Here is a 23,181-nt window from a genome sequence, read left to right as displayed (position 1 = left end):
GTTGGGGACGGATGTTCCAGTTATGGATACTCGAACACGAGTGCCGACGGGGCCTGATCATTGCGAGGCACCTTGAATCTGAATTTTCGAACGGTTTCTCGTGCTGCCACATCAACCGAGCGGTTCCGGGAACTCTGATCAATCCGGACATCCTGCGGGACACCGTTCTGATCGATCTGGAACCGGACTCTCACACAGACGTTCTCCTGTTTCTCTCCTGCCGGGCCGTGCGGCACACGCAGGGCTTCCCGGCGCAGGATCAACACCTCTGTCTGCTCGACGATGGAGGCCCACTCCCCCTGCAAGCACCCGCTTGCAGCGCTGGCTAGTGCAATCAATGCTGCAGCCGCTCCTGTGAAAAGCATGATGCCCGCCTCCGATAAACGTTCCAGCACAACCGCTTAGAAGGGATAGATTCAACTGCGAAGGGAAGAAGATCGAGTAACGCCACGCATCAAAATCCGTCACCTCGGCATCATAGCGGGAACTTCCCAGGGCTCAAGCCGGGCTATCCCTACAGTTGGACCGATCGGGCGGACGCCACACACCGATAGACTGGTTCCCAGCGCAATGGCGAACGCGATGAGCTGATAGCAATGACCGCACCACCCTCAAGAACGACTCATGCTTGGACCGCAGCAGTGATCGTCGTAATGACACTCTGTCTGGTCACCACCTACAGTGAGCTCAGGTCATCCCCGGACAGGGTCTGGTCGACCGTCACCGGCGCTATCGTGGTATACGCCGCGGTGTTCGCCCTGATCGAACTACTTCGACTCCGGTCCGTTGCCGAGCGCGTCAACATGTCGGTCAATAGCGTCACCAGACAGATTCGGACACTGATCGACGTGAAGGAATATCAGGAGTGCCAGAGCACGGCTGACCGGCTCGCACACTTCATTGAATCTGGCGTGGAAAGCCCATTTTTTGTCGTTAATGACCTAATCAAACAGTACAGCTATTGCTTTCCCGTCGAAATCAACGACCATCACTCCGAACACCGAAGGAACAGACTTCATCTGGAGCGCTACTGCGATGCTGGAACGCCAGCTCAGCGGCGCATTGCCACCCAGATGCTTCGAGGCCCGGTGCTCTCCATTACAAGTCACCTTGCCGCCTCGACGGCAACATCCATCGAGAAACACTCACAGAGGCATCCATGATTCCCGAACAGTTCCGAGAGTTCATGCAGGATCTGAAGCATGCGACGGAAAGCGGAAAGGCACGATGGGAGACGTCGCTTATCAACGGCTATACCTGCGAAAAAGACGAGTTCAGCTTCGGCATCTGGCATCAACGGCATGAGCATAACGGCATGGACGTGATCGGCTTCACTGTATCCGCCCCCTCAGGTCGCACGCGATTCCTGGTTGAAGGCAATGAAGCCGATTTCGCGAACATGAGCGGCCTGTATGCCGCCGCCTCCGCCGCAGCCAACCGATTCCCGGAAAGGCTTAAGGGTCTGTTCCGGGCGTAGCGGACCAACTGGTTTGATCAGCGAGGGACGGGGTACTCGAAGCGCAGTTCCCGGCGACCTTCCAGCACCACCGGTTGAATGGGGTCTTCGCCCACGCAGCCGTCAGCCATCTGGTCGTCAATTGCCATGCTGGGGGAACCGCACTTTCCGGTGCTGAGAATGTCCACTTCCGGCAGCAGGCTGCGGGCGAAGCTCTCGGCTTCCTTGCGTGCCTGCTTGCGGCTGAGCTTTTCGGTGTCGGCGCTGTAGCGCAGCTTGATGGCGTACAGCCGGTCGACCATGAACACCAGCACCGAGTGGTAGCGCCTGCCGTTGTTCCGATGTTTATAGGTGAAATCTGCGGCATACGCGGTGATGGCTTCGGGACGCGACTGACGTCCGGCGGGAGTGGACACTCCTCCTTTCACCGGCACACTGAAGGTGTCCAGCGCGCTCAGCGGCGCACCGGTGGCGGCGTCCTTCCAGACGGTGACCAACTGCTCGCGCTCGGCCTTGGCCAACCGATCCAGATCCTGCTTGTTGATCGCGCCAATTGGGTAGAAGTACACATCCATCCAGCCGCTGGCATCGCCTTCCCGCTGGAAACGGACCGAGGCACCGGACTCGAGTTCGTCGTAGCGATGTTCGTTCTGCATCACCCAACCGGTGGGCACCTTGAGCGGATAGATCACATGGGATTCGCGCAGGAAGCCGCCGAGGAACGGCGGCGGTGGACTCTGCTCGCCCAGTGCCACCTTCTCCCTGCCGCTCTCTTCGCTGCACTCATCCGCCAGCCTCTGCGCCACGTGCTCACGGAGCGTACCGTTGCGTTCTCGCTCGATGGCAGCATCCAGCTTGGGGACCTTCCACTTGGGGTCATTGGCGAGGTACACCGCATACATCTTCAAGACGCTGCGTGCGCCTGCCAGCTGGTGGGATACCTCGTCGGTATCCTGCGGGTGCTCGATCTGCCAGGCCACGTTGCCGCCCATCATCTGCACCAGCAGCTCGCCATACAGCGGCGCATTTTCGTCATCCAGCGTGCCGAGGGTGTCGCAGACCAGCACGGTGTGGTCCGGGGTTTCCAGAATCCATCGCAGCAGCCACCTGCGCATTTCCAAGGCATTGTCGGCCAGTGGCGCGGTTTCGAGCGCGCGGGTGTAGCGCACGGCCTTGGCGGCGTCGGTTTCGGCCTGGGCCGGTGCGGCGTCGGTCTTGGGCTCCGCAGCCCATAGTGCGGGTGCGGTGAGTACGGCCAGCGGCAGGGCAATGCCCAGCGCCAGGCGGTGAAGCCATGCGTTTGCTGCCATCTTCCTTGAACCCCCTTCAGCCACCGGGGGTGGCTGCCTTGGGGCCAAGCGTAGCAGGAGGCACCACCCAAACAAAAAGCCCCGACCGAGGCCGAGGCTTTTCATACAACTGGTGCCGGAAACAGGAGTCGAACCTGCGACCTACGCATTACGAATGCGCCGCTCTACCAACTGAGCTATTCCGGCTTAGCAGGGGATTGTAAACCGGGGCAACGAAGGGGTCAATCCGGGCGGGGGCCGGTCAAGGGCCGGCGCTACCGGGTGGTGCTCCATGGGGGCCGCGGATTCAGGCAGTATGGGGCCAGCTGACACCGCCGCCCTGCCGCAAGGACACGCCCAGGTCATGAAAAGCGTCATTTCCGTCACCTTCTACGGTGAGCCGGCCAACAACGCAACGGTACACGTGCCCGGGCGCAGGTATCCCGGGGTGGCCATGCAGGCAGACACACTGCACTCGCTGATCATGGACCTGAGAGAGGCCCACCGGCTGGTCGCCTCAGGCGAGGTCGATGATGGGATCGACGAACTGGAAGGCACGCTGGAGAGACTGACCGACATCCAAGCCGGACTGATCAATGACCTGCGCTGCGCCGGCGATGAAGCGCTGATCGATCCGCTGTGGCTGCAGCCATGAACCCGGATTTCCGAGTTGCCGTGCGCCTGAGTGTCATGCGCGCCCTGTGGGGCGAGGTCAGCGTAGACGTTCGAGCGGTCGTGGTCCGGCCCACGGGCCCAGCGGCATTTCGCATCGAATTCTATCTACATGGCGATTGCGTCGCGAATTTCATTGAATCCGCCTCCATCATTGAAGGTTTGACGATGGCGGATTTCCCGCCGGAAACGGATATCTCCCACGACATCATCCGCTTGGACGAACCTGGCAAAATTCCCGTAGGAGAAGACGGGTTGCTCGTATTCAAGAGAAGGGAGTACGAACGATGTTGAGCAAAGCGGTAGCCTGCATTGCCTCGCTCGCGCTCGCCGCGCCGAGCATCGCTGCCCCCGGAGCTGCACAGCCCATGCGAACGAGCACCGAAGCCGCGGCCGCTCTATCGACTGCGTTGAAACGTGCTGACCGGCTGGATATTTACTTCGTGAGCCTTACCGGAGAATACAGCCTTCAGGGCCAGAAGCTGAAGGACAGCTCATCGATTCGAATCGTCCGTCCGTGTGGCGCAAACTGTGAGCATCTCATGCGTGATGTGATCGCCCATCTGAAAGCCGCGACTCCCACGCCATGCGCTAAGGGCCAGGAGAACGTACTGATCGAGATCGGCAATGAGGCATCCATCCTCTACAGCCATGGGGGAAGGAACATCTCGTTCGAGGGAAGCTGCTACTTCAATCCAACCGGTGTCGGCACCATCATTCGGCGTAGCGATTTCATCTTCCAGTAACCCGCTTTCCTGCCTTACCTCGCTTTGACAGGCGCGCAGATACACTGCGACCGTCATCAGAGGATGCGACCGCATGTCCACACGTGCCGCCCTGGCTTCTGCATTGCTGTTCGGCCTGCTCAGCACACCGGCGCTGGCGCTTCAGCCGACCGCCCCGCTCCCCTCGCCGCCTGACCAGCACTGGCAGCCTCTGTTTCAGCAGGTCCAGCGCGCGCACCTGTTCCCCGACCAGAAGACCTTCGCCGATGCGGTGCCCAAGGGGGGTGATCCGGCGGCGGTCGTCGCGGAATGGGAACGCGCCCGCGCCCAGCCTGGGTTCGACCTTGGCACCTTTGTAGGTGAGAACTTCACCCTACCCGGCGAGGCTGCGGCCTACGTCCCGCCTGCCGGCCAGACGCTGCGGGCGCACATCGAAACCCTGTGGCCGCATCTGACCCGCTCCACACCCACCGTGGATCCAAACGGCTCCCTCCTGCCCCTGCCCAAACCCTACGTGGTGCCGGGCGGTCGCTTCCGTGAGGTCTACTACTGGGACAGCTACTTCACCCTGCTGGGGCTGGCTTCTAGTGGGCGCTGGGACCAGATGCGCGACATGGTGGACAACTTCGCCTGGCAGTTGGATCAGTACGGGCATATTCCCAATGGCAACCGCAGCTATTACCTGAGTCGGTCGCAGCCGCCGTTCTTTAGTTTGATGGTGGACCTGCTGGCGACGCATGAAGGCGATGCAGCTTACGAACGCTATCTGCCACAGTTGCGGGCGGAGCATGCGTTCTGGATGCGAGGTTCAGAGGGGCTGGCTCCCGGCGCAGCGAGTGAGCGCGTGGTGCGGATGAACGATGGCAGCCTGCTCAATCGCTACTGGGATGCGCGTGCAGTGCCGCGTACGGAGTCGTGGACGGATGATCTGGCTACCGCCGCGAAGGCTCCGGAGCGCGCGCCTTCACAGGTGTACCGCGATCTGCGTGCGGGCGCGGAGTCGGGCTGGGATTTCAGTTCGCGCTGGCTGGTGCATCCGGCGGAGCTGAGCAGCATTCATACGACGCAGATTGTGCCGGTGGATTTGAACAGTCTGCTGTTCCATCTGGAGAAGACGGTGGCGCGGGCGGCGCGGGCTTCGGGTGAACGTGCGGTGGCGCGCGATTTTGAGCGGATGGCGAAGCAGCGGAAGCAGGCGATCAATGCGTTGCTGTGGGATGAGCGCCAGGGCTGGTATGCGGACCGGGATTTGGAACGTGGGACGCCACGTCCGGCGCTGACGGCGGCGGCGTTGTTCCCGTTGTGGCTGGAAGTGGCGGAGCCTGCTCAGGCGAAGCGTACTGCACAGGGTGTGGAGGTGCAGTTGCTGCGCGAAGGTGGGTTGTTGACTACGACGGAGAACACCGGGCAGCAGTGGGATGCGCCGAATGGGTGGGCCCCGTTGCAGTGGGTGGCGGTGGATGGATTGCAGCGGTATGGGCAGGATCGGTTGGCACGACAGGTGGGCGTGCGGTTTTTAAGGACGGTGCAGCGGGTGTATGAGCGTGAGGGGAAGTTGGTGGAGAAGTATGTGGTGGAAGGGGAAGTGGGCGGTGGTGGTGGGGGGGAGTATCCGTTGCAGGATGGGTTTGGGTGGAGTAATGGGGTTGCGTTGGCGTTGTTGGATCGGTTGTGTGATCCGGGACGGAAGTGTGAGGGTGCGGGGGATGTGGAGTGATGTTGGGTTCTTGGGGAGAGCCGGTTTCGGCTTAGGGTCATGCGTTACCGGGTGTTGAGAATTTCAGGGCAGTCGTCTTGCGACCGACTCTACCGGGATACAGACCGGGCGATGCAGTACTGAGCGGAGTAGTAAGTTCCTAGAACGATGAGGCTGGCGGCCGGAAGGCCGCCGCCGAAGCGGTCCCAGGCGAGCGCGCAGTCGCTGATGACGAAGAAGGCGGCACCTACTGCGGCGAAGCGGGGGCCGCGTGCGAGGGCCAGTGTGGCCATCAGGGCGAGCACCAGGACGTAGGCGACTACGGGGACTTTCAGTTCAGCGGGGAGCAGCGGCCAGAGGCCGATGAGGTTGCTGCCTGCAAACAGGGCGACCAGTGCGCCGGACATCAGCAGTGCCCTGCCCGCTTTGAAGCCTGCGCGGAAGGCGACAATGTAACAGAGGTGCGCGAGCAGGAACGCGACCAAGCCGGGAACGAAGGCATCGAACGGCAGCATCAGCGCGATGTCGCCGATGCAGGAGAACGCCATGCCGGCGAGGATGGCGCGGCGGTAACCGGGGTCACCACCCGCCCGCCACGCGATGGCGGCGATGAGCAGTGTGGTGAGCGGCTTGGCGATGTAGTGCAGCCAGCGGCCGTCGCCGTCCAGCGACGCGCCGACGATGGCGGCTATCGCCGCCACCGCAATCGGCACGTCGCGGCGCAGGTTCATCGCGCCTTCCACAACTCGGCAAGGCGGTCCGGCTTGCCGGCAATGCGCTCCAGCTTCGGGTACTGCAGGCCGCCGTGATAGTCGATGCGCACCGTGTCGATGCGGTCGAAGCTGCGTACCAGCAGGGTGATGGGGGCCTTGTTGGCCTTGGCGTCAGCGACGGCATCCTTGAGCACTTCGCCCTTGTACACCCGGCCGTTGATCGCCTGCACGGTCATGCCCGGGGCCAAGCCGGCGTTGAAGGCGGGGCTGTCCCACAGCACGTCGGTGATGGCACCACTGTCGCTGACCGCCAGTCCGATGGAATACAGGAGGTTGGTGTTCTTGCCGCGCGTCTGCTGGGCCTTGAAGGCCTCATTCGGCGTGTCGGTGTAGACCAGCTTCCAGCCGGCGGCTTCCAGCCCACCGATGAGCGGACCATGTCCGTCCAGACGCTCGCGCAGGAAGGTCGCCCAGTCGTACGGGGCGATGCCGTTCAAGGTGCTCACCACGTCCTCGAAGGTGTAGGTGTTCACGTTCCAGTCGCCGTCGCGCATGCCGAAGAAGGCCTTGGCGAAATCATCCAGGCTGCGCTTGTTGCCGGTCAAGGCGCGCAGCTTGCCTTCCACGTCCAGCCACACCATCTGCCCGCCGGAGTAGTAGTCCTCGCTCATCTGGTAGTTGCGGAAGGCGAGCGCGCGGCGCTGGGCGATGGTGGGATCGTTGGTGGTGTCCTGCAGGTTGCGCCAGGCCAAACCGGGGCGACCACGGTCGTAGGTGGCGGCGACATTGGCGAGCATGTCGCGGGTCTGGTCGACGCTCCACAGGCCGGAGCGCGCGGCCAGCACCTGGCCCCAGAACTGGGTCTGGCCTTCATACAGCCACAGCAGGCTGTCGCCCATGGGCACATTGAAGTTGGCGGTGGTCAGGTCGGCACCGCGACGGTACTTGCCGTTCCACGAATGGTTGAACTCATGCGGCAGCAGATCGCGGCCCAGCCAGGTGCTGTCCCACTCGGTGAAGTAGCCGGTGTCGCCGCTGTTTTCACTGGAGCGCTGGTGCTCCAGGCCGATGCCGCCAAGCTGGCTGGTGAGGGCCAGCAGGAACTCGTAGCGGTCGAAGTGGCGTGCGCCGTAGAGCTTGTAGATCTGCTGCACCAGCGCGCGATGCGCCTGGATCTGCTCGGGCTTGGCCTCGAGCGACTTGGCGTTGTCGGCGAACACATTCAGACGCACGGGCACCTTCGCGCCCGGGTCGAGATCGAACTGCTGGTAGTGCTGGCCAGCGAACAGCGGCGAGTCGACCAGGTGGTCGTAGCTGATCGGCTTGAACACCACGGTGTCGCCGTCGCGGCGCTCGGTCTCCAGCGCGGTGGCGTACTTCCAGCCGGGCGGCAAAGTGACGGTTGCCTGGGCCTGGATGTTGCGGGTGTTCACGCCAGCGGGGTACAGCGAGTTGGCGTTCCACTGCAGGTTGAGCATGTCCGGGGTCATCACCACCCTGCCCTGGGTACCGCCCTGGGAAGACATGAAGTTGAAGTTGGCGACCACGTCGGTGGCACCCTGCGGCACGTTCACGGTGAAGGCGTAGACGTTGTACGGGTCACGCGTCCAGGTGAGCGATTTGCCGTTGGCGGTCACCTGCAGGCCGGCGAGCTTGTCGATCGGGCCGCTGGGGGAATGCGCGCCGGGCAGCCACTGCGGGTACAGCAGGGTGAGCGGGCCAGGTTGTGCCGGGATGGTCGCTTTGACCTTGAAGATGCGGCGGCCGATGTCGCGTGCGTCTACGTCGATGCGCAGGGTGCCGGGGAACGGGACGTCCTGCGGCGGCGGGGTCTGGGCGGATGCGCCTGCGGTGGTGAACAGCAGGGCGGAGAGGACGGCGGCGCGCAGAAGCATCAAGGTTGGATCCGGTGGGACTGAATCCTTGATGCTAGACCTGTGTGCGGGAGCGTTACATGGCCGAAGGTCATGCCTTCGTCGCGTGGGGTGTTGTTATCGGCAGTCGACTGTCGTGCGACTCTACCAAAGCGGGTTCGCGCGGGGTCGACGAGTGTCGGGATCGCGCATGGACGTCGACCGTGACGTGGCACGCCATGGTCCGGAGCCTTGGTAGAGGCGGTCGCAAGACGCCTGCCGAGAACGATGATCGGCCCATTAACGCATGGAGCCGACCGGGCAAACGCCTGCAAACCTCAGGAAATCAAACGCAGCCGCAATTCCTTGGGCAACGCAAACACCATCGATTCGGGCTCACCATCCAACTCACCCACACTGTTGGCACCGAGCTCGCGCAGGCGGGCGAGGACACCGTCCACCAGCACCTGCGGGGCGGAGGCACCGGCGGTGAGGCCGATGTGCCGCTTGCCGACGACCCAGGCCGGATCGATTTCGTGCGCGCCATCGATCAGGTAGCTTTCCACACCCTCACGGATGGCCAGCTCGCTGAGGCGGTTGGAATTGGAGCTGTTCGGCGAACCGACCACCAGCACCAGGTCACAGCGCTTGGCGAGGTCGCGCACGGCGTCCTGGCGGTTCTGGGTGGCGTAGCAGATGTCGTCGTTCTTCGGACCCTGCATGGCCGGGAAGCGCTCGCGCAGGGCGTCGATGATGCCGCGCGTGTCATCCACCGAGAGCGTGGTCTGGGTGGTGTAGGCGAAGTTTTCCGGCTGGTTGATGTGCAGGGTGGCCACCTGCTCGACATCTTCCACCAGATAGATCTGGCCGGTACCGGCTTCGCGGTTCCACTGGCCCATGGTGCCCTCCACTTCCGGGTGACCGGCGTGGCCGATCAGCACCACGTCGCGGCCGGCACGGCAGTGACGGGCGACTTCGAAGTGGACCTTGGTGACCAGCGGACAGGTGGCGTCGAACACCTTCAGGCCACGGCGCTCGGCTTCCTGGCGCACGGCCTGGGAAACGCCGTGGGCGCTGAAGATGACGGTGTTGTTGTCTGGCACTTCGTCGAGTTCCTCGACGAAGATCGCGCCGCGCTGCTTGAGATCGTCCACCACGAAGCGGTTGTGCACCACTTCATGGCGCACGTAGATGGGCGCGCCCAGCGTTTCGATCGCGCGCTTGACGATCTCGATCGCACGATCGACACCGGCACAGAATCCACGCGGGTTGGCAAGCAGCACATCCATCAGACAGGTCTCCCGGCCAGCGCCGGCTTGATGTTACGGGTTGGCATTATCCGCCTTTTTGGCGGACTTGCCGTCAAACAGGCCGAACACTGCAATGCCAATGGCTCCGACCACGATGGCGGCGTCGGCAATATTGAACGCCGGCCAGTAATGGTCGCCGATGTACCACTGGATGAAGTCCACCACATGACCGTGCACCTGGCGGTCAATGACGTTGCCGATGGCCCCGCCGATCACCAGTGCGTACGGGGCTGCGCTGCGCCAGTGGCCGCGCGGGGTGCGCGACAGCCAGAACGCCATCAGGCCACTGATGCCAACGGCCAGCGCGGTGAAGAACCACAGCTGCCAGCCACCGGCATCGCTCAGGAAACTGAACGCCGCACCGGTGTTGTAGGTGCGGTACCAGTTCCAGAAGCCGTCAATGACCGCGACCGGCTCGAACTCGGGCAGACTGGACAGCACCCAGGTCTTGGTCAGCTGGTCCAGGCCGATGATGACTGCCGACAGCACCAGCCACACCAGTGCATTGGGACGCACGCGGGAAGCGCTCATCAGAACCACCTGCGGTCTTCGCCGGCACCGTCGACGTTGCTCGCGCAACGACCGCACAGTTCCGGGTGGGCGGCGACCACGCCGATGTCGGCGCGGTAGTGCCAGCAGCGCACGCACTTCTGCTTCTCGGTCGGCTGGGCGCTGACGAACACCTCGTCGGTGGTCGCCGGACGCACGCTGACGTCACCGCTGATGAACAGGAAGCGCAGCTCCTCGGCCAGCGGAGCCCAGCGCGCGGCGGTCTCCTCATTGGCCGCCACGGTGATTTCCGCTTCCAGCGCGGCACCGATGGCACCGTTGGCGCGCATCGGCTCCAGCACCTTGGCGACCTGCTCGCGCACGGCCAGCAGTTGGTCGAAATCAGCGGCGTTGAGCGGTGCGTCGGCCGGCAGCGGGACCAGGCCTTCATACCAGGTGGAGAACAGCACGTTGTCGGCGCGCTTGCCCGGCAGGTACCCCCACAGCTCGTCGGCGGTGAAGGTCAGGATCGGGGCCACCCAGCGGGTGAAGGCTTCGGCGATGTGATACATCGCGCTTTGCGCCGAACGGCGGCCACGCGAATCCACCGGCATGGTGTACAGGCGGTCCTTGGTCACGTCCAGATACAGCGAGCCCAGGTCCACGCTGCAGAAGTTCAGCAGCAGCTGCACGATCTCGGCCATGTTGTAGGCGGTGTACGAGGCCTTGATCTTCTCCTGCACTTCCCAGGCGCGGTGCACGATCCAGCGGTCGAGCGCGACCATGTCGGCCGGGGCGACCAGGTGCTGGGCAGGATCGAAACCGTCCAGGTTGCCGAGCAGGAAGCGCGCGGTATTACGCAGGCGACGGTAGGCGTCGGCGTTGCGCTTGAGGATTTCCTGCGACAGCGACATTTCGTTGCTGTAGTCGGCCGAAGCGATCCACAGGCGCAGGATGTCCGCACCCAGGGTCTTCATGATTTCCTGCGGCTCGATGCCGTTCTTTTCCGACTTGGACATCTTGCGGCCGTGCTCGTCCACGGTGAAACCGTGGGTGAGGCACTGCTTGTACGGCGCACGCTTGTCGATGGCCACGCCGGTCAGCAGCGACGACTGGAACCAGCCGCGGTGCTGGTCCGAGCCTTCCAGGTACAGATCGGCCGGCTTGCCGTAGCCACGCGCCAGCAGCACGCCTTCGTGGGTGACACCGGAGTCGAACCACACGTCGAGGATGTCAGTGACCTTTTCGTACTGCGCGGCCTCGTCGCCGAGCAGTTCGGCGGCGTCCAGCGAGTACCACACGTCGATGCCTTCCACTTCGACGCGGTCGGCAACCTGGTTCATCAGGGCGACGGTGTTGGGATGCGGCTCGCCGGTTTCGCGGTGGATGAACAGCGCGATCGGCACGCCCCAGGTGCGCTGGCGCGAGATGGTCCAGTCCGGACGGCCTTCGACCATGCTGGCGATGCGCGCCTTGCCCCAGCTCGGGAACCAGCCGACGGTGTCGATCGCGGCCAGTGCATCACGGCGCAGGTTGGCCTGCTCCATCGAGATGAACCACTGCGGGGTGGCACGGAACACCAGCGGGGTCTTCTTGTGGCGCCAGCAATGCGGATAGCTGTGCACGATCTCAACGAACGCCAGCAGCGCGCCGCTGGCACGCAGCACGTCGATGATCGGCTGCTGCGCCTTCCAGATGTGCTGCCCGGCCAGCACCAGGTCACCGGCCGGCGGGGTCGACGGCAGGTACACGCCGCCCCCATCGACCGGATTGATCTGGCCAGCGTTGTACTTTTCCACCAGGCCGTACTTCAGGCACACCGCATAGTCTTCCTGGCCGTGACCGGGGGCGGTATGCACCGCACCGGTACCGTCGGCGTCGGAAACGTGGTCGCCGTTGAGCAGCGGGATATCGCGCTCGGCGTAGAACGGATGCGCCAGCAGCAGGTTTTCCAGCGCCGCACCGGTGGCATGACCGTGCACCACCACGTTGTCCACGCCGTAGCGGGCCAGCGCGCGCTCAGCCAGCGCCGAGGCCAGCACCAGCCAGCGCGGCTGACCGTTGTGGGCCGGGCCTTCGACCAGGGCGTATTCGATTTCCGCGCCCAGCGACACCGCCAGCGAAGCCGGCAGGGTCCACGGGGTGGTGGTCCAGATCGGCACCGCCACTTCCACGCCGGCCGGCAGCTGCACGCCGAAGGCGGCGGCCAGCTGCTGCGAGTCACGCGCGGCGTAGGCCACGTCGATGGCCGGCGAGGTCTTGTCCTGGTATTCGATTTCCGCTTCGGCCAGGGCCGAGCCGCAGTCGAAGCACCAGTACACCGGCTTGGCGCCGCGCAGCAGGTGACCGTTGGCGACCACCTTGGCCAGCGCACGGATCTCGTTGGCCTCGAAGTCGAAGCTCAGTGTCTTGTAGGGGTTGTCCCAGTCGCCGGTGACGCCCAGACGCTTGAAGTCCTTGCGCTGCAGGTCGATCTGTTCTTCCGCGTACTCGCGGCACTTCTGGCGGAAGGCGACGGCGTCGAGCTTGGTACCGACCTTGCCCCACTTCTTTTCCACCGCGATTTCGATCGGCAGGCCATGGCAGTCCCAGCCCGGCACATACGGCGCGTCGAAGCCGGCCAGGTAGCGCGACTTGACGATGATGTCCTTGAGGATCTTGTTGACCGCGTGGCCGAGGTGGATTTGGCCGTTGGCATACGGCGGGCCGTCGTGCAGCACGAACAGCGGGCGACCCTGCGCGTTCTCGCGCAGGCGGGCGTACAGGCCCTCGTCTTCCCAGCGCGACAGAATGCCCGGCTCGCGCTTGGGCAGGTCGCCGCGCATGGGGAATTCAGTGGCTGGCAGATGAAGGGTGGCTTTGTAGTCCTGGCTCACGCAGTGGCTCGCAATCTGTGTTCGGAAAGGATGTGACGGGCCTGGTCGGCGTCACGGTGCATCTGGTCGGTCAACGCGGCCAGATCATGGAACTTCTCTTCATCGCGCAGTTTGGCGACGAATTCAACTTCAATGTGCCGACCGTACAGGTCGCCCTGGAAGTCGAACAGGTGGGCTTCCAGCAGCGGCTCCACACCCTCGACGGTGGGACGGGTGCCAAAGCTGGACACCGACGGCCACGGCTGGTCGAACACGCCGTGCACCCAGGTGGCATAGATGCCGGCCAGTGCAGGCGTCTTGGGAAAACGCAGGTTGGCGGTAGGGAAGCCGAGCGTGCGCCCCAGCTGGCGACCGCGCACCACCCGCCCACCGATGGCATACGGACGGCCGAGCAGGTCGCCGGCGTGGGCGAAGTTGCCCTCGCGCAGCAGCTGGCGGATGCGGGTGGCGGAAATGCGCTCGCCGTGCAGGTCGACCGGGTCGATCGCACCGGCGCTGAAACCATGCTGCTCGCCCATGGCCTGCAGCAGCGCCAGATCGCCGCGACGGCGGTTGCCGAAGCAGAACTGCGGGCCGATCCAGACCTCGCGCGCGCCCAGCCGCTGCACCAGCAACTGTTCGACGAAGGCTTCAGCCGACATCGCCGCCATGCGTGCGTCGAAGCGCAGCAGGCCGATGGCGTCCACGCCCAGTTCGTTCAGGCCGGCCACCTTGTCGCGCGCCAGGGTCAGCCGCGACGGCGGCTCGCCTTGGGCGAAGTACTCGCGCGGCAGCGGCTCGAAGGCCACCACCACGGCCGGGACGCCCAAGGCACGGGCACGCGCGACCGCATGGCGCACCAGCGCACGATGGCCCAGGTGCAGGCCGTCAAACGCGCCGATGCAGACCACGCTTCCGTGCGGGAACAGACGCCCGCCTTCGATGCTTCTGAACAGCCTGCTCATCTACTGGTTATCCGGCCCACCCAGGCCACTGTGTTGCTTGGTATGACCGGCAAGTATAGCCGGGGCGTCAAGAGCAGCCACGCAGGGCGTGGCTCTACGGGGTAGAACCGATATCACCGTTTAGTGTTCACGCAGGTGACGGGGGCGGAAGCCCATCGCGACCAGCGCCACCACATAGGTGAGGCCGCCCGCGCCGACCAGCAAGGCCAGATTGCCAATGCGGTGCCACTTGTCCATGCCGGTGAAGCCGGGCATGCCGTACAGCAGGGCCAGCAGCACGCCCACCATGGCCGCGCAGGCCAGCAGCAGCCGGGTGACGTAGCCCGCCCAGCCGGGCTTGCGCTGGTAGACATCGGTCTTGCCCAGCCAGTACCAGAGCAGGCCCAGGTTCAGGTAACTGGACAGCGCGCTGGCAATGCCCAGCGCCAGGTGCAGGCCGGGCTGCTTGCCCAGCGCGACCATCACCCCCTGGGCCTTGAGCGCGTCCGGCACCATCACGTGGTACAGCACCGCCAGCAGGGCGAAGTTGAACACCATGTTGGCGACCAGCGCCGCGATACCCGCGCGCACCGGGGTGCGGGTGTCCTGGCGGGCATAGAACGCCGGCAGCACCACCTTCAGCAAGGCGAAGGCCGGCAGACCGGCCGCCAGCCCGTATACCGACAGCGCGGTCATGCGGGTGTCGAAGGCGGTGAACTGACGGTACTGGAACAGCGTGGCGATCAGCGGCTCGGCCAGCAGCACCAGGCCGAGCATGGCCGGCACCGCGATCAGCAGCGTGGTCCGCAGGCCCCAGTCCAGCGCATTGGAGAAGCCAGTCTTGTCGGTGCTCACGTGATGGCGGGCCAGCGCCGGCAGGATCACGGTGCCCAAGGCCACCCCGAACACGCCCAGCGGCAGCTCCAGGAAGCGGTCAGCCAGCGACAGCCACGACTGCGAACCGTCGGTCAGCTGGGCAGCGATCACCGTGTCCAGCAGCAGGTTGATCTGCGCCACCGACGAGCCGAACAGGGTCGGCACCATCAGGGTCAGCACCTTGCGCACGCCCGGATGCCGCCAGCCCCAGCGCGGCAGGGTCAGCAGGTTGATGCCCTTCAGCGACGGCAGCTGGAACAGCAGCTGCAGCAGACCGGCGGCCAGCACCGCCCAGCCCAGGGCCAGGATCTGCTTTTCCGGGGTGCCGCCCAGCTGCGGTGCCAGCCACAGCGCACCGGCGATCATGCACAGGTTGAGGATGACCGGGGTCAGCGCCGGCATCGCGAACTTCTGGAAGCTGTTCAGCGCCCCGCCCGCCAGCGCGGTCAGCGACACGAACAGCAGGAACGGGAAGGTCAGCCGGAACAGGTCGACCAGCAGCCCGTGCTTGACCGGGTCGGTGTCGACCCCGCTGGAGAACAGCGAGGCCAGCTGCGGGGCGAAGATCAGCGCCAGCGCGGTGACCACCATCAGCACCCCACCCAGGGTGCCGGCCACGCGCGACATGAGCTCGCGCAGTTCGGCATGCGGGCGGGTCTCTTTCACTTCCGTGAACACCGGCACGAAGGCGGTGGCGAACGAGCCCTCCGCGAACAGCCGGCGCAGGAAGTTGGGCACCCGGAAGGCCACCCAGAACGCGTCGGTCACCGCGTTGGTGCCGAACGTGGTGGTGATGACCTGGTCGCGGACCAGGCCCAGGACGCGGGAAATCATGGTCATGCTGCTGAACGACAGCAGCCCGCGCAACATCCTTGGTGAACTCACCCGTGTTCCCTCTTGACAATTGACTTGACGTACATTTTTCGAGCCATCATACTTTCCAGCTTGCTGTTCCCATTACACCGATTTTTCAGGAAACCACCACTGTGGCCAATATCAAGTCCGCCAAGAAGCGCGCCAAGCAGACCGTCGTGCGCAACGCGCGCAACACGGCTCAGCGTTCGATGCTGCGCACCGCTGTCAAGAAGGTGATCAAGGCTCTGGATGCCAATGACGCCGCCGGCGCCGAGGCAGCCTTTGCCGTCGCCCAGCCGATCCTCGACCGTTTCAGCTCGCGCGGTCTGATCCACAAGAACAAGGCTGCTCGTCATAAGAGCCGTCTGACCGCCCGCATCAAGGCCCTCAAGGCCGCCTGATACGGCGTCGCGGTGCCGGTCGTAGAGCCACGCCCTGCGTGGCTTCGACCAAGCCCGATCAAGAAGCCCGGCATTGACCGGGTTTTTTGTTGTGCGCGCGGTGACGGTGTCCAGCCACGCAAGGCGTGACTCTACAGACAGCGTTGCCCCACAGAAAAACCCGGCCTTGGCCGGGTTTTTCACGTGTGCATGGATGCGCTCAGAGCGCATCGCGTGCATCTGCCTCTTCTTCTTTCTGGCGGTCAAAGAACGCCATCACCTGATTCATGATCGGCCAGGTGCCTTCACGGCCCAGCGCGGAGACCAGGAACCAGGGCTGGGTCCAGCCCAGCTCGGCCACGATCTGCTCGGCCGCGGCACGCGACTCGTCCTCGAACATCAGGTCGGCCTTGTTCAGCACCAGCCAGCGCGGCTTGTCCAGCAGCTCCGGGTCGTGCTTGGCCAGTTCGCGCTCGATGGCACGGACCTGTTCAACCGGCGAAATGCCTTCCACGCCGCCTTCCATCGGCGAGATGTCCACGAGGTGCAGCAGCAGGCGGGTGCGCTGCAGGTGACGCAGGAACTGTGCACCCAGGCCGGCACCGTCGGCCGCGCCTTCGATCAGGCCGGGAATGTCGGCGATCACGAAGCTGCGGTAGTTCTCGACCCGGACCACGCCCAGGTTGGGATACAGGGTGGTGAACGGGTAATCGGCGACCTTGGGGGTCGCAGCGGATACCGCGCGGATCAGGGTGCTCTTGCCGGCGTTCGGGAAGCCCAGCAGGCCAACGTCGGCCAGCAGCTTCAGCTCGAGCTTGAGCAGGCGCTCCTCGCCCTCCTCACCCGGCAGCGCCTGGCGCGGCGAGCGGTTGGTGGAGCTTTTGAAATGCATGTTGCCCAAGCCGCCGCGGCCGCCCTTGGCGACCAGCAGGCGATCGTTGTGCTGGGTCAGGTCGCCAATGACTTCGTCGGTGGCCACGTTGATCACCACGGTGCCGACCGGCACGGTGATGGTGAGGTCTTCACCGCCCTTGCCATAGGCCTGGCGGCCCATGCCGTTCTCGCCGCGCTGCGCCTTGAAGATGCGCTCGTGACGGAAGTCGACCAGGGTGTTCAGGTTTTCGTCGGCGCGGATGTACACGCTGCCGCCGTTGCCGCCGTCGCCGCCGTCCGGGCCGCCCAGCGGGATGAACTTCTCGCGACGGAAACCGACGCAGCCGTTACCGCCATTACCGGCAATGACCTGGATTTCTGCTTCGTCTACAAGTTTCATGGTTCTGGATGCCAACTGGAGGCGGCGGGCGCAGGAATGCCCACCGCAAGTCTAAAAGATGCCCGGCTCGAATGCCGGGAAAACAAAAGCCCCGCTGGAAGCGGGGCTTTTGTCGGCTACCCCACGCGCCAGGCGCGGGTGCCTGCGACGCGCGAAGATCAGGCTTCGGCGACGACGCTGACGGTGCGACGCTTCTTCGGGCCCTTCACCGAGAACTCCACCTTGCCGTCGATCAGAGCGAACAGGGTGTGGTCACGGCCCAGGCCAACGCCGGTACCCGGGTGGAACTGGGTGCCGCGCTGACGCACGATGATGTTGCCGGCGTCGATGGCCTGGCCACCGAAGATCTTCACGCCGAGGTACTTCGGGTTGGAGTCGCGACCGTTGCGCGAGGAGCCTACGCCCTTTTTATGTGCCATGACTGCTTCTCCTTATTACTTGCTGCCACCGGCGACGCCGGTGATCTCGATTTCGGTGTAGTACTGACGGTGACCCTGGCGCTTCATGTGGTGCTTACGGCGACGGAACTTGATGATCCGGACCTTGTCAGCACGACCCTGGGACACGACCTTGGCGGTGACCGAAGCGCCCTTCAGCGCGTCGCCCAGCTTGATGCCGTCGCTGTCGCCCAGCAGCAGGATGTTGTCGAACTTGATCTCGCTGCCGACTTCGACTTCGAGCTTTTCAACGCGGAGGGTTTCACCCTGCGCGACGCGGTATTGCTTACCGCCGGTGACCAGTACTGCGTACATGACCAGACTTCCTCTGTAGTTATTGTGGTCTTGGACTGCCGCCATCGAGGGCGGACAGAAGCGGGATTTTACGCATTCACCCCGGCCCGGGTCAACCCACCCCCCGCTCTGACGCCACCGGGCCTGAACCCCGTTCAGGAACCCGTCCAGACCGGTCGCACGGGGTGAGACAGGGGGCTGGCAATGTCGCCGATTGCCCCCAAATCCCAAGCTCGGTAGGCTGACCGATTGGCGTCTCCAGCCTGCCCTCTGCCCCACTACGGATCCCCCATGGCGATGGATTTCATCCGCATCCGCGGCGCGCGGACGCACAATCTCAAGAACATCGATCTCGACCTGCCCCGTGACAAGCTGATCGTCATCACCGGCCTGTCCGGCTCGGGCAAGTCCTCGCTGGCCTTCGACACGATCTACGCCGAGGGTCAGCGCCGCTACGTGGAGTCGCTGTCGGCGTACGCCCGGCAGTTCCTGAGCGTGATGGAAAAGCCGGACCTGGACCACATCGAGGGCCTGTCGCCGGCGATCTCGATCGAGCAGAAGTCGACCTCGCACAACCCGCGCTCCACCGTCGGCACCATCACCGAGATCTACGACTACCTGCGCCTGCTGTACGCCCGCGTCGGCAGCCCGCGCTGCCCGGACCACGGCTACCCGCTGGAAGCGCAGACGGTCAGTCAGATGGTCGACCACGTGCTCACCCTGGACCCTGAACAGCGCTACATGCTGCTGGCCCCGGTGATCCGCGAGCGCAAGGGCGAACACGCCCAGGTGTTCGACCAGCTTCGCGCGCAGGGCTTCGTGCGCGTGCGCGTGGATGGCGTGCTGTACGAGATCGACGCGGTGCCGCCGCTGGCGCTGCGCCAGAAGCACACCATCGAGGCGGTGATCGACCGCTTCCGCCCGCGCGAGGACATCAAGCAGCGTCTGGCCGAGAGCTTTGAAACCGCGCTGAAGCTGGGCGACGGCATGGTTTCGGTGCAGTCGCTGGATGTGGAAGGCGCCGAGCCGGTGTTGTTCTCGTCCAAGTACTCCTGCCCGGTCTGCGATTACTCGCTGCCGGAGCTGGAACCGCGCCTGTTCTCGTTCAACTCGCCGATCGGGGCCTGCCCGGGCTGCGACGGTCTGGGCCTGGCCGAGTTCTTTGACCCTTCGCGGGTGGTGGTCCACCCGGAGCTGTCGCTCTCGGCCGGCGCGGTGCGCGGCTGGGACCGTCGCAATGCGTACTACTTCCAGTTGATCGCCTCGCTGGCCAAGCATTACAAGTTCGACGTGGACGCGCCCTGGCAGAGCCTGCCGGAAGACGTGCGCCAGGCGGTGCTGTTCGGCAGTGGCGATGAGACCATCACCTTTACCTACTTCACCGAAGCCGGCGGCCGCACCCAGCGCAAGCACCGCTTCGAGGGCATCATTCCGAACCTGGAGCGGCGCTACAAGGAAACCGAGTCGGCGGCGGTGCAGGAAGAGCTGGCCAAGTACATCAGCGAACACGACTGCCCGGACTGCCACGGTGCGCGCCTGAACAAGGCCGCGCGCAACGTCTTCGTGGCCGACCGCGCGCTGCCGGAACTGGTGGTACTGCCGATTGACGAAGCACTGAAGTTCTTCAGCACGATGACGCTGCCCGGCTGGCGCGGCGAGATCGCGGCCAAGATCGTCAAGGAAATCGGCGAACGTCTGGGCTTCCTGGTGGACGTGGGCCTGGATTACCTCACCCTGGAGCGCAAGGCTGACACCCTGTCCGGCGGCGAAGCCCAGCGCATCCGTCTGGCCAGCCAGATCGGTGCCGGCCTGGTCGGCGTGATGTATGTGCTGGACGAGCCCTCCATCGGCCTGCACCAGCGCGACAACGAACGCCTGCTCGGCACCCTCACCCGTCTGCGCGACCTCGGCAACACGGTGATCGTGGTCGAGCACGACGAAGACGCGATCCGTCTGGCCGACTACGTGCTGGATATCGGTCCGGGTGCGGGCGTGCACGGCGGCGAGATCGTCGGCCAGGGCACTCTGCAGGACATCCTGGATGCGCCGCGTTCGCTGACCGGCCAGTACCTGTCGGGCAAGCGTGCCATCGAGATTCCGGCACGCCGGCACAAGCCGAACCCGAAGATGACCCTGCGTCTGCGCGGGGCCAGCGGCAACAACCTCAAGGGCGTGGACCTGGACATTCCGTCGGGGCTGCTGACCTGCATCACCGGCGTGTCCGGTTCGGGCAAGTCGACCCTGATCAACGACACCCTGTTCTCGCTGGCCGCCAACGAGATCAACGGGGCCTCGCACGCGATCGCGCCGTACAAGTCGGTCGATGGCCTGGACCTGTTCGACAAGGTGGTGGACATCGACCAGTCGCCGATCGGCCGCACCCCGCGTTCGAACCCGGCCACCTACACCGGGCTGTTCACGCCGCTGCGCGAACTGTATGCGCAGGTGCCGGAAGCGCGTGCGCGCGGCTATTCGCCGGGCCGTTTCAGCTTCAACGTGCGCGGCGGTCGCTGTGAAGCCTGCCAGGGCGATGGCCTGATCAAGGTGGAGATGCACTTCCTGCCGGACGTGTACGTGCCTTGCGACGTCTGCCATGGCAAGCGCTACAACCGCGAAACGCTGGAGATCCTGTACAAGGGTTACAACATCAACGACGTGCTGGAAATGACCGTCGAAGATGCGCTGAAGCTCTTCGAGCCGGTGCCCAGCATCGCGCGCAAGCTGGAAACGCTGGTCGACGTGGGTCTGAGCTACATCAAGCTGGGCCAGAGTGCGACCACGCTGTCCGGCGGTGAAGCGCAGCGCGTGAAGCTGTCCAAGGAACTGTCGCGCCGCGATACCGGGCGCACCCTGTACATCCTGGACGAACCGACCACCGGCCTGCACTTCCACGACATCGAGGCGCTGCTCGGCGTGCTGCACAAGCTGCGCGACGAAGGCAACACGGTGGTGGTGATCGAGCACAACCTGGACGTGATCAAGACCGCGGACTGGATCGTCGACCTCGGGCCGGAAGGCGGCCATCGTGGCGGCACCATCCTGGTCACCGGCACGCCGGAAGACGTGGCCGCTCACCCGGATTCGTACACCGGCCAGTTCCTGGCCAAGATGCTGCCCTCCATTGCCGCGCGCCCCGAGCAGCCGGCGGCCGTGGCCAACAAGCCCGACGCCCGCCCGCCGCGCAAGGTGAAGCCGGAAAAGCCGGCCAAGAAGGCAGCCGCCGCCAAGACCACCGGCAAGGCCAGCAAGAGCAGCCCTGCCGACAAAACCAAGAAGAAGAAGGCCTGATGAGCAACGAGCACAAGATCCTCGCCCGCGTTCCGATCAGCGTGCGCTGGCGTGACATGGACAGCATGGGCCACGTCAACAACGCCAAGTACATTTCCTACCTGGAAGAGGCGCGCGTGCGCTGGATGCTGGGTGTGGAAGGGGTGTCGATGACCGATCGGATCGCACCGGTGGTGGCGGCGACCAATGTCAATTACCGCGCGCCGATCGTGTGGCCGAACGACATCGTGGTGGAGCTGTTCGTGGAGCGCCTGGGCAACAGCAGCGTGACCATCGGCCACCGCATCGTTGATCAGAAGAACGAGGCCACGCTGTATTCGGATGGCAATGTGGTGGTGGTGTGGATGGATACGCAGACCGGGCGCAGCGCACCGTTGCCGGAGGCGATCCGCAGCGCCTGCGGTTGATCCGCAACGACCAACGGTCGTTGCCTACCGGACCTGCAATACCCCATCCACCTTGCGGCCGTCCTCCAGGCTCAGCCGCAACGGCAACTCCCTGCCCTCGGTCAGCGTCACTTCCGGCTGCATCAACATCAGATGCAGCCCACCGGGCTTGAGTTCCACCCGTGCCCCCGCCGCCACCGGCAGCCGCTCGACTTCGCGCATGCGGCTGACGTCATTGACCACGGTGGTTTCGTGCAGCGACACCTCGCCGAACGCCTTGCTGCCGGCCGCCACCACGGTGACCGCCTGCGCGCAGCGGTTGTGGATCACGCCGTAACCGGCGGCCATGGGCATCTGCGCCGGCGGCAGCCGCACCCAACCCTGCTCGAACACCACACAGGCCGGTTCGGCCGCCGATGCTGCGCCTGCACACATCGCCAACAATACGCCAACGAATGGTTTGGTTATCATCGCCTCAGTTTCCCGTCCGCAACGAGACCGCAGCATGACGACGCTTATCGAGGTGATCAACCATGGCCCCATCCGCGAGCTGCGCCTGGCGCGCCCGCCGGTCAATGCGCTGGACACTGAACTCTGCCGGCAGCTGATCCACGCGGTTGAGCTGGCCATGGCCGAGGACGCGCATGGCGTGATCCTGTCCGGCAGCGAACGCATCTTCACCGGCGGCATGGATGTGCCGCACCTGCTCTCGCATGGTGATGACAAGCACAAGCTGCTGGACAGCTGGAATGCATTCTTCGGCGCGGTGCGCACGATTGCCGAAAGCCGCATTCCGGTGGTGGCGGCGATTACCGGGCACGCCCCGGCCGGCGGCTGCGTGCTGTCCCTGTGCTGCGATTACCGGGTGATGGCGCGCAGCGTCGATCCGGCGCGCCCGTACGGCATTGGCCTGAACGAGGTACAGGTGGGCCTGGTGGCTCCCGAAGGCATCCAGCGCCTGCTGCGCCGGGTGGTGGGTCCGCATCGGGCCAGCGTGCTGCTGACCACCGGCGCACTGGTTCCGGCCGAACAGGCGCTGCAGATCGGCCTGGTGGATGAACTGGCCGACGGCGACCAGGTGGTCGGCCGTGCGCTGGCCTGGCTGGCGCAGCTGCTGAAGCTGCCGCGCCAGCCGATGCAGCTGACCCGCGCCATTGCCCGCGCCGACCTGCACGAGGCACTGGCCCCGGAGCTGATCCAGCTGGACCGGTTCGTGGAGGCCTGGTTCGCGCCGGACGCGCAGAATGCCCTGCAGGCATTGGTGGCACGGATCGGGAAGGCGTGACGACGCATCGCCTGGGCCGGCCAACGGCCGGCGCTACCGGCGGCTCAACGTTGGTTTGAATCGTTCCCGACACGCCAGGCGTTCATGTCCGCATCGGTAGCGCCG

The 23,181-nt window shown here is 64.8% G+C and carries 23 protein-coding genes and 1 tRNA gene; 10 read left to right on the top strand and 14 right to left on the bottom strand.

Annotation, left to right across the window (positions count from 1 at the left end):
* Positions 1-20: 20 nt before the first annotated feature.
* Complete coding sequence (locus QMX83_RS02240; RefSeq protein ID WP_282295032.1) at positions 21-365, bottom strand: energy transducer TonB; 345 nt, start codon at positions 363-365, stop codon at positions 21-23.
* Positions 366-596: 231 nt separating this feature from the next.
* Between QMX83_RS02240 and QMX83_RS02235 the strand changes: the two genes are divergently transcribed.
* Together QMX83_RS02235 and QMX83_RS02230 are read left to right on the top strand one after the other, a co-directional pair.
* Complete coding sequence (locus QMX83_RS02235; RefSeq protein ID WP_282295031.1) at positions 597-1,163, top strand: hypothetical protein; 567 nt, start codon at positions 597-599, stop codon at positions 1,161-1,163.
* Positions 1,160-1,477, top strand: a complete 318-nt coding sequence (locus tag QMX83_RS02230; RefSeq protein ID WP_282295030.1) for a hypothetical protein — start codon at positions 1,160-1,162, stop codon at positions 1,475-1,477. Before QMX83_RS02235 ends, QMX83_RS02230 begins: the two co-directional genes overlap by 4 nt.
* Before the next feature lie 17 nt (positions 1,478-1,494).
* Here the strand turns inward: QMX83_RS02230 and QMX83_RS02225 are convergent, their stop codons facing one another.
* Positions 1,495-2,766: a hypothetical protein gene (locus tag QMX83_RS02225; RefSeq protein ID WP_282295029.1), complete on the bottom strand. Its 1,272-nt coding sequence runs from the start codon at positions 2,764-2,766 to the stop codon at positions 1,495-1,497.
* 110 nt (positions 2,767-2,876) lie between these two features.
* Positions 2,877-2,952 (bottom strand) — tRNA-Thr (locus QMX83_RS02220).
* 157 nt (positions 2,953-3,109) lie between these two features.
* Between QMX83_RS02220 and QMX83_RS02215 the strand changes: the two genes are divergently transcribed.
* From QMX83_RS02215 to treA, 4 genes are all read left to right on the top strand, one after another.
* Positions 3,110-3,400, top strand: coding sequence for a hypothetical protein (locus QMX83_RS02215; protein WP_282295028.1), 291 nt, complete (start codon positions 3,110-3,112; stop codon positions 3,398-3,400).
* Positions 3,397-3,711 (top strand): hypothetical protein, encoded by a 315-nt coding sequence (locus QMX83_RS02210; RefSeq protein ID WP_282295027.1) that lies wholly within the window; start codon positions 3,397-3,399, stop codon positions 3,709-3,711. The genes QMX83_RS02215 and QMX83_RS02210 overlap by 4 nt, the downstream gene beginning before the upstream one ends.
* Entirely contained in the window at positions 3,705-4,163 is a 459-nt protein-coding gene (locus QMX83_RS02205) for a hypothetical protein (protein ID WP_282295026.1), read from the top strand. The genes QMX83_RS02210 and QMX83_RS02205 overlap by 7 nt, the downstream gene beginning before the upstream one ends.
* Positions 4,164-4,236: 73 nt before the next feature.
* Positions 4,237-5,859: an alpha,alpha-trehalase TreA gene (treA, locus tag QMX83_RS02200; RefSeq protein WP_282295025.1), complete on the top strand. Its 1,623-nt coding sequence runs from the start codon at positions 4,237-4,239 to the stop codon at positions 5,857-5,859.
* 89 nt (positions 5,860-5,948) lie between these two features.
* Here treA and QMX83_RS02195 read toward each other — a convergent pair whose 3' ends face one another.
* From QMX83_RS02195 to murJ, 7 genes are all read right to left on the bottom strand, one after another.
* The gene (locus QMX83_RS02195; protein ID WP_282295024.1) at positions 5,949-6,569 is read right to left on the bottom strand and encodes a lysoplasmalogenase; all 621 of its coding nucleotides are present in this window, start codon (positions 6,567-6,569) and stop codon (positions 5,949-5,951) included.
* Positions 6,566-8,446: a peptidase M61 gene (locus tag QMX83_RS02190; protein ID WP_282295023.1), complete on the bottom strand. Its 1,881-nt coding sequence runs from the start codon at positions 8,444-8,446 to the stop codon at positions 6,566-6,568. Before QMX83_RS02190 ends, QMX83_RS02195 begins: the two co-directional genes overlap by 4 nt.
* A 296-nt stretch (positions 8,447-8,742) precedes the next feature.
* Complete coding sequence (gene ispH, locus QMX83_RS02185) at positions 8,743-9,693, bottom strand: 4-hydroxy-3-methylbut-2-enyl diphosphate reductase (RefSeq protein WP_282295022.1); 951 nt, start codon at positions 9,691-9,693, stop codon at positions 8,743-8,745.
* 33 nt (positions 9,694-9,726) lie between these two features.
* Positions 9,727-10,245 (bottom strand): signal peptidase II, encoded by a 519-nt coding sequence (gene lspA, locus QMX83_RS02180; RefSeq protein ID WP_282295021.1) that lies wholly within the window; start codon positions 10,243-10,245, stop codon positions 9,727-9,729.
* On the bottom strand, positions 10,245-13,079 hold the full coding sequence (gene ileS, locus QMX83_RS02175) for an isoleucine--tRNA ligase (protein WP_282295020.1): 2,835 nt from the start codon (positions 13,077-13,079) through the stop codon (positions 10,245-10,247). The genes lspA and ileS overlap by 1 nt, the downstream gene beginning before the upstream one ends.
* A complete protein-coding gene (locus tag QMX83_RS02170) occupies positions 13,076-14,023 on the bottom strand; it encodes a bifunctional riboflavin kinase/FAD synthetase (protein WP_282295019.1) in 948 nt (315 codons plus the stop codon). Before QMX83_RS02170 ends, ileS begins: the two co-directional genes overlap by 4 nt.
* Positions 14,024-14,143: 120 nt before the next feature.
* Complete coding sequence (murJ, locus tag QMX83_RS02165; RefSeq protein WP_282295018.1) at positions 14,144-15,748, bottom strand: murein biosynthesis integral membrane protein MurJ; 1,605 nt, start codon at positions 15,746-15,748, stop codon at positions 14,144-14,146.
* Positions 15,749-15,864: 116 nt separating this feature from the next.
* Here murJ and rpsT point away from each other — a divergent pair, with 116 nt between their 5' ends.
* Positions 15,865-16,134 (top strand): 30S ribosomal protein S20, encoded by a 270-nt coding sequence (rpsT, locus tag QMX83_RS02160; RefSeq protein ID WP_017354922.1) that lies wholly within the window; start codon positions 15,865-15,867, stop codon positions 16,132-16,134.
* Positions 16,135-16,333: 199 nt separating this feature from the next.
* Here the strand turns inward: rpsT and obgE are convergent, their stop codons facing one another.
* The 3 genes from obgE to rplU all read right to left on the bottom strand — a co-directional run bounded on the left by obgE (position 16,334) and on the right by rplU (position 18,138).
* Positions 16,334-17,386: a GTPase ObgE gene (gene obgE, locus QMX83_RS02155; protein WP_282295017.1), complete on the bottom strand. Its 1,053-nt coding sequence runs from the start codon at positions 17,384-17,386 to the stop codon at positions 16,334-16,336.
* Positions 17,387-17,544: 158 nt separating this feature from the next.
* Positions 17,545-17,805, bottom strand: a complete 261-nt coding sequence (rpmA, locus tag QMX83_RS02150) for a 50S ribosomal protein L27 (protein WP_125359195.1) — start codon at positions 17,803-17,805, stop codon at positions 17,545-17,547.
* 15 nt (positions 17,806-17,820) lie between these two features.
* A complete protein-coding gene (gene rplU, locus QMX83_RS02145) occupies positions 17,821-18,138 on the bottom strand; it encodes a 50S ribosomal protein L21 (protein WP_282295016.1) in 318 nt (105 codons plus the stop codon).
* A 270-nt stretch (positions 18,139-18,408) separates the two neighbouring features.
* Between rplU and uvrA the strand changes: the two genes are divergently transcribed.
* Positions 18,409-21,405: an excinuclease ABC subunit UvrA gene (uvrA, locus tag QMX83_RS02140; protein WP_282295015.1), complete on the top strand. Its 2,997-nt coding sequence runs from the start codon at positions 18,409-18,411 to the stop codon at positions 21,403-21,405.
* Complete coding sequence (locus tag QMX83_RS02135) at positions 21,405-21,812, top strand: thioesterase family protein (RefSeq protein ID WP_282295014.1); 408 nt, start codon at positions 21,405-21,407, stop codon at positions 21,810-21,812. Before uvrA ends, QMX83_RS02135 begins: the two co-directional genes overlap by 1 nt.
* A 24-nt stretch (positions 21,813-21,836) precedes the next feature.
* Here the strand turns inward: QMX83_RS02135 and QMX83_RS02130 are convergent, their stop codons facing one another.
* On the bottom strand, positions 21,837-22,262 hold the full coding sequence (locus QMX83_RS02130; protein ID WP_282295013.1) for a copper chaperone PCu(A)C: 426 nt from the start codon (positions 22,260-22,262) through the stop codon (positions 21,837-21,839).
* 34 nt (positions 22,263-22,296) lie between these two features.
* On the opposite strand from QMX83_RS02130, the gene QMX83_RS02125 reads away from it, so the two are divergent.
* A complete protein-coding gene (locus QMX83_RS02125; RefSeq protein WP_282295012.1) occupies positions 22,297-23,076 on the top strand; it encodes an enoyl-CoA hydratase/isomerase family protein in 780 nt (259 codons plus the stop codon).
* Positions 23,077-23,181 lie beyond the last annotated feature (105 nt).

Origin of the sequence: Stenotrophomonas sp. PS02289, from assembly GCF_029960115.1 — a bacterium.
In the GTDB taxonomy this organism is placed as follows: Bacteria; Pseudomonadota; Gammaproteobacteria; order Xanthomonadales; family Xanthomonadaceae; genus Stenotrophomonas.
This window is presented reverse-complemented; position numbering and strand designations above follow the sequence as displayed.